Here is a 6,316-nt window from a genome sequence, read left to right as displayed (position 1 = left end):
GGGCCGACCAGGCAGGCGCCGGCGGCGAGCAGCACGGTGCCGGCCGCGGCCAGCCCCGCCGTCCGGGCCGTCCGGCCCGTGTGCCCCGGCCGGCCGAGCAGCCGGGAGGCCCACCAGATGCCGACCAGCAGCAGCGGACCGGCGATGGCGAACTGCTCGACCAGGCCGAGCAGCCACAGCAGGCCCAGCGGGTCGAGCTGGGCGGGCCGGTCGGCGTACCAGTCGCCGCCGGCGCCGGCCAGCCAGTTCCGTGACACCAGGTCGAACCAGTTCCCCACGTGCGCCAGGCCGGCGACCGCCTGTGGGCCGAGCTGCCGGGCCTGGCCGGGCGGGCTGAGCAGCACGGCGAGCCCGACGGTGGCGACGAGGGTGAACAGCAGCAGCGGGAGCCGCTGCTTGACGTGCTCCCTGACATGGCCACGGTAGACGCCGGCCAGGCCGGGGCCGGCACGGCCGTGACCGTGGTCGTGGCTGCGGCCGTGTTCGTGGCCGTGTTCGTGGCCGTGCCGTTCGCGCGTTCCGGTGGCCCGGGAGCAGGCGGCCAGCAGGACGCGGGTGGTCAGGTAGCCGCTGGCGGCGAGGAGAAGATCCGGCCCGAGCAGCTCCGCGCGGAATCCTCCGGTACTCTGCAACATCACCGCGAGTACCGCGACACCGGACACACCGATGACCGCACGTGACGGGGAAGAGCTCAGCGTACCGCCCTCCAGCCCGAGAAGCAGTCCCGGATCGTCTGTTCGGCGGCCCTGCCGGCGAACGACTCGTGCCGGTCCCGCAGCGGGTCGACGGTGCCCGGATTGACGTGGAAGTCCACCCGCCACCAGTACAGGCCGGCCAGGGAGCGTTCCCGCGCCATCTGGCAGGCGGCGGCGAACCAGCGTTGCTGGACGAGCTCGTTGACCGGGCCGCCGTTGTTCGGGTTGGCCGGATGCCGGTAGATGCCGTCCTGCGCCGGAGCGCCCACCTCGTACAGCAGCAGGTTGGGCATCCGGCCGCGGGCCCGGCGGTCCAGCCAGGAGTGCCAGCCCGCGGCCAGCTCCGCCACGGAGGCGTCATCGGGCAGCTGTAGCTCCGGGTAGGCGTCCACCCCTGTCCGGTCCACCGGCAGCCGCACCGTGGTGTGCACGAACGTGTCCCAGTTGAACGCGTACCCGGTCTCGCCGTGGAACAGGGTCCGGGCGTACCCGGCCAGCTCCGTCCAGCGCGGGTCGCCTTCCAGCGAGCTGAGCTCTGTGCCGATCACCACGGTGGCTACGCCGGTGCGCGCGGCAAGGACCAGGTAGGGCGTGAGGAAGCGGCGGTAGGAGGAGAACCAGGCGTCCCGGTCACCCGGCCTGATCGTGCCGCGCCAGTCCAACGGGTTGGCGGCGGTCAGGGTGCGCTCGTCGAGCGTCGGGCGCAGGGTGACGCGCAGGCCGGAGCGTCTGGCCTCGTCCACGAGGATGCCGAGGCGCTCCGGCGTGGGGGTGGTCCGGCCGCCGTGGACGGCGTTGGAGCGGGCCGTGTCGGTGAAGAAGGGGAAGGAGACGCACAGGGCGTTGGCCTCCAGGCCGACGACGTAGTCGACAACCTGGCGGGCCTTGGCACGGGCCGTTTCGACCGGCTCGTCGGGATTGTCGTCCCAGTAGACCTGGACGCCGAGCTCGGGCCGGCCGGGCTGCCAGGGGTAGGCGACCGCGAGGCCGGCCCCCGCATCCGCCCGCGGGCCGGCTGTCGCGATGGCCGGCGGTGGCGCGGCCGGGTGGAAGGCGGGGGTGCGGTCCTGGGGCGAGGCGGCGCAGCCCGTGCTCGCGGTGAGCATGACAAATACGGCGGCCAGCGTCGCGCCGGCCGTGCCCATTCTGATCACATCGGTTTCGCGATCACGTTGAAGGTGGACTCGCCGCCCCGCAGGAAGCGGACCAGCCCCCGGAACACCGCGATTGCCTCCAGCAGGGAGAAGAACGGGATCAGCAGCAGCAGGCAGGGCGGCTCCCACCAGCGGCGCCGCGAGTCCGCCGAGGCCGATACGTTGATCTTCAGGCCTTCCCAGTAGAGCCAGATGCTGTAGGCCATGTTGGCCGCCCAGACGGGCAGCAGCAGGACGCTGGCCGGGGTGGTGTCGGTGTCCCCGAGCAACGAGCCGACCAGGAGGATCAGCCCCAGGTGCTGGATCGGCCCGCACGCCCAGACCAGCACGTTGTGCATCAGCAGCAGCCGGTGGCGCAGTGGGATGCCGCGGTCGAACGCCAGCCGGAACAGCCCCCAGGACCAGCGCTCCCGCTGCCGGATGAAGTCGGCCACGGTGGCCGGGGAGGCGCCGTAGGAGCGGCCGGGGAACCAGTCGCTGCCGCCGGGGTGACGGCCGCAGAAGACCAGCGCGAACTGGGCGTCCTCGACGATGGCCTGCGGCCCGAAGTCCCAGCCGGTGGCCGCCTCCACCGACGCCCGGACCAGCAGCAGCTCCCCGTGCAGCCCGGCGCGGGGCACGCCGCGGCCGGTGGTGGCCGCGAACAGGCTGATGTCGCAGCTCGGGCGGACCGCGTCGGCCAGCCAGGTCAGCCTGTTCACCGCGTGTTCCCGCGGGTAGCTCAGCACCCCCTGGGCGAGGTGGCGGGCGTTCTGCCCGGCCAGCCACTGGGCGTTGAGGAAACGGGCCATGGCCTCGGCGGTGTCGGAGCTGACGCCGGTGTCGTCGTCCATGTGCAGCACCCACACGTCCTCCCTGGCCTCGCCCTCGGCGCAACGCAGCTCGTGGGCGTAGTGGTTCGCGCGGGCCTTGAACCGGGTGCCGTTCGGGGTGCGGTAGCCGCGGGGCACGGTCACCACGCGGATCAGGCGGTCCGTCGCCGCCAGCGCGGCGATCCGGTCGTGGGCGGCGCAGCCCTCCTCGACGACCACGTCCACCCGCAGGTGGGGGAAGTAGTCCGGCAGGTACCGGCAGAAGGAGCGGACGACCCGCTCGAGGGCGGGGTAGGTGTCGTGACGCCCCACCGTCGGGACGACCACGATCAGTGGGTCGCGCACGATTGCCGCGGTGACCGGTAGTTTGCGCTCGCGGCGCAGCCGGACGGCCGTGCGCACGCTTCCGTACATACCGATGGTGGTGTTTACGATGGGTAACGTCCAGACCACGGCCGCTATCCAGCCCATGAAGCCGAAATCGGGGTCGCGGGCCCAGGCCCACCATCCGAAGACACCGAACACCGTGAAGCCGATCAGAAACGAACTGAAACCGGGCCGCCATACCGACCGTTCCCGGGATTCGGTCAACGGCATCGTGTCGTGCGCGACGGAGTTGGCCCACTCCAGGGATTCCCGACGTATGAGATGTTCGGACGTGGTCACGCGGCTCCCCCCACAGGAGTCTGATCACGGTCCTCGAAACAATACGCCAGCCGGACCGGAGCGGGTGTATACCGTCGGCGATACGACGGCCGCCGTAGCTTACCGGCGGTCCCGCGGTGTGTATCAGCGCGGGTAGGCGGTGGTGCCTCGTGGTGATTCCGTTGTCGGCGCTGGTGCCCGGCCAGGCGCCGGCGCGACCCGCCCGGGCCTGGGCCGACGCGGCCTGGCGCAGGCCTGCGCCAGGCCGGTGCGACCGCTATGGGCCGGTGCGCCGTTGGGCCGGTGCGGGCCGTCATGGGCCGGCACGGCGGCCGTCGTAGGCGGCTGGGGCCTGCAAGCGGGCTGTGACCGGTCCCGCCGTGAGGCCGGATTCCCGGCCCGGCCGGGTTCCGCCCCGGAGCGGTGAACGCTACGCCGGCCGGGACGGGAGCTCCCGGCCGGGACGGGACATTCGCTCGGCATGCCCGGCGAGAAGCGCGGCGGTGGCCGACGGGTGGATCACGCGGCGGCCGTCGTAGTCGGGGTAGTGGGAGCCGTCGTCATCGCGTCCGGTGAGAAGCCAGAACTGGTCACCGTCACCGTCAGCTTCCTCGACCGCGGCCGTCCAGGCCGCGTAGACCGTGTCGCGGGCGGTTCCGCCGTCCCGCCAGGAGAATTCCTCCAGCACCGCCGGTACGCCCGCCGCGGCGGCCTCCCGGAAGTGGTCGTGAATCCAGCGGACACCCCAGCCCGGCGATTTTTCGCCCCATTGCTGGGGGTGCAGATGAAATGTCCCGTAATCGATCGCGGGCAGCTCGAGGAGCCGGTGCCAGACCACTCCCTCCTGGTTGGAGGACGGGTAGTCGGCCGTGCCGGCACGGCCGTGGAAGCCTTCGTCGCCGACCGCGACCAGCTGGCGGGGCGCCAGTTTACGGACATACCGGCTCATTTCGTCGGCCCAGGCGGTCAGGGTGTCCCCGGACGGGTCGGACGGGCAGCGGGGCTCATTGGCCAGCTCCCAGGCCATCACCGCCGGTTCGTGGTTGTACGGGACGCCCGTGTACCGGTTCCGCCGGCCGGTCACGTGCGCCACCCAGGCCCGGTAGCACTCCTTCATGGCGCGGTGGCGGAAGAAGTCGTCGTGTCCGGCGGAGAACCACGTGGCGTACTGGGGAATTCCCCCGAAGTCGCGCCAGTTGTTCGTCAGGGCGATCACCAGCCGCAGCCCGAGCTGCCCGGCCCGGAAGACCGCGTGGTCCAGCGGCTCGAAACCGTCCTCGTCGTAGCGGAACGGCTCCGGTTGCAGTACCACGCCGTCCGCCGGAGTTCCGTCGAGGAAGCCCCAGCAACGGACCACCCGCAGGCCGAGCGCGGCGGCGTCGGCCAGGACGCTGTCAGCCATCCGTTGGCTTTTGTAGTGCAGGTAGTAGTTGTTGGTGCCGCAGAAGCGGAAGCGTCTGCCGGCGAGCCGGAACGCGCCGTCGTGCACCTGGACGAAATCAGTGGTCCGACGACCGGCGGGACCGGATTCGGTGAAGGAGGACACGCTCCGGGAGAATACGGCTGCCGCCCACGGCGAAGCGTCCCCGAGTACGGGATACTGAGACGCCGGTCACATAGCCGTGCGTAGCTGCACGGGTGATGTGCCACGTAGGCGACGGCCCGTACAAGTGACGGGCTAGATGAATGACGCTCTGCATAACAGCCGTCGGCTGTCGGAAAAAGATCGCGGCACGCGCGTCGCCGCCGCCCGCCGGACCGGAAAACACGCGGCGTACACACACGCCCGACGCGGGTTCCGGATGGGTGTTCACGGATGGCAGCCGTGCTGGCCAGCCGGGGTTCTAACCGGTCGCCGTCACCCGGCGGATTCGGTCGTTGCAGTTGTCGGTGATGTAGAGGAAACGTTCGGTCACGTCCAGCCCCAGGCCGTTGGGATCGCACAGGCGGGCCGCGGTGGCCGGCCCGTTGTCGCCGGAGTAGCCGGGTGCGCCGATACCGGCGACGGTGGTGATGACACCGTCGGTGCCGATGCGGCGCACCCGGTTGTTGTCGGTGTCGGCGATGTAGAGGCGCCCGTCGCCGGCAACCGCGACACTGCCCGGGTTCGCCAGGTGGGCCGCGGTGGCCGGCCCGTTGTCGCCGGAGAAGCCCGCGACGCCGGTGCCGGCGATGGTGGTGATGACGCCGTCGGAGCTGACGCGGCGGACGCGGTTGTTGGCGTTGTCAGCGATGTAGAGGTTGCCGGCGGTGTCCGCCGCCAGGCCGCCGGGCCCGGCCAGCCGGGCCGCGGTGGCCGGCCCGCCGTCGCCGGAGTAGCCGGGTGCGCCGGTGCCGGCGACGGTGGTGATGACGTCGTTGGTGCCGATGCGGCGGATGCGGTTGTTGCCGCTGTCGGCGATGTAGAGGTTGCCGTCGGCGTCCACCAGCACGCTGGTCGGTTTCGCCAGCTGGGCCGCGCTGGCCGGCCCGTTGTCGCCGGAGAAGCCCGCGACGCCGGTGCCGGCGACGGTGGTGACGGTTCCGACGACGTTGATGCGGCGGATACGGTTGTTGTCGGTGTCGGCGATGTAGAGGTTGCCGGCCCGGTCCCGGGCCACGTCCGTGGGCGTGGCGAAGTAGGCCTGGGCGGCGGGCCCGTTGTCGCCGGAGTAGCCGTACGTGCCGGTGCCGGCGATGGTGGTGATGACGCCGTCGGTGCCGATGCGGCGGATACGGTTGTTGCCGGTGTCGGTGAAGTAGACGGCACCGGTGCTGTCCACCAGCGGGTCGTCCGGCCTGCTCAGGTCGGCCGCGGTGGCCGGCCCGTTGTCGCCGGAGAAGCCCGTGGCGCCGGTGCCGGCCACCGTTATGATCACGTCTGGTCGCGGCGGCCGGCTGATCAGCAGAACGGTGACCACGATGGCGGCCACCGGGACGGCCACGGCCACGACGACGGCGGCGGCGATCCGGCGACGCCGCCGGCGGCGGGTGCCGTCCACCGCCGGCGGCGGGGCGGCCGGCACGGGCT

4 protein-coding genes and 1 pseudogene are annotated in these 6,316 nt (G+C 71.9%); all 5 read right to left on the bottom strand.

Annotation, left to right across the window (positions count from 1 at the left end; genetic code table 11):
- A pseudogene (locus NBX02_RS14915) lies at window positions 1-662 on the bottom strand (hypothetical protein); the annotation flags it as partial.
- Window positions 663-691: 29 nt separating this feature from the next.
- Entirely contained in the window at window positions 692-1,840 is a 1,149-nt protein-coding gene (locus NBX02_RS14910; protein ID WP_250286742.1) for a glycoside hydrolase family 113, read from the bottom strand.
- A gap of 5 nt (window positions 1,841-1,845) precedes the next feature.
- Window positions 1,846-3,327 (bottom strand): glycosyltransferase family 2 protein, encoded by a 1,482-nt coding sequence (locus NBX02_RS14905; RefSeq protein WP_250286740.1) that lies wholly within the window; start codon window positions 3,325-3,327, stop codon window positions 1,846-1,848.
- Window positions 3,328-3,736: 409 nt separating this feature from the next.
- Complete coding sequence (locus tag NBX02_RS14900; protein ID WP_250291819.1) at window positions 3,737-4,852, bottom strand: cellulase family glycosylhydrolase; 1,116 nt, start codon at window positions 4,850-4,852, stop codon at window positions 3,737-3,739.
- 298 nt (window positions 4,853-5,150) lie between these two features.
- The coding region (locus NBX02_RS14895; RefSeq protein WP_250291816.1) for an NHL repeat-containing protein at window positions 5,151-6,316 on the bottom strand (1,166 nt) is incomplete at its 5' end.

The organism is Protofrankia sp. CiP1_Cm_nod1 (assembly GCF_920888515.1).
Taxonomy (GTDB): domain Bacteria; phylum Actinomycetota; class Actinomycetes; order Frankiales; family Frankiaceae; genus Protofrankia.
The sequence above is the reverse complement of the archived record's forward strand: the minus strand, read 5'-3'. Positions and strand labels throughout refer to the sequence as shown.

Coding starts and splice junctions, on each gene's coding strand:
- NBX02_RS14910 (WP_250286742.1), bottom strand. CDS start 1,840: ATGGGCACGGCCGGCGCGACGCTGGCCGCCGTATTTGTCATGCTCACC.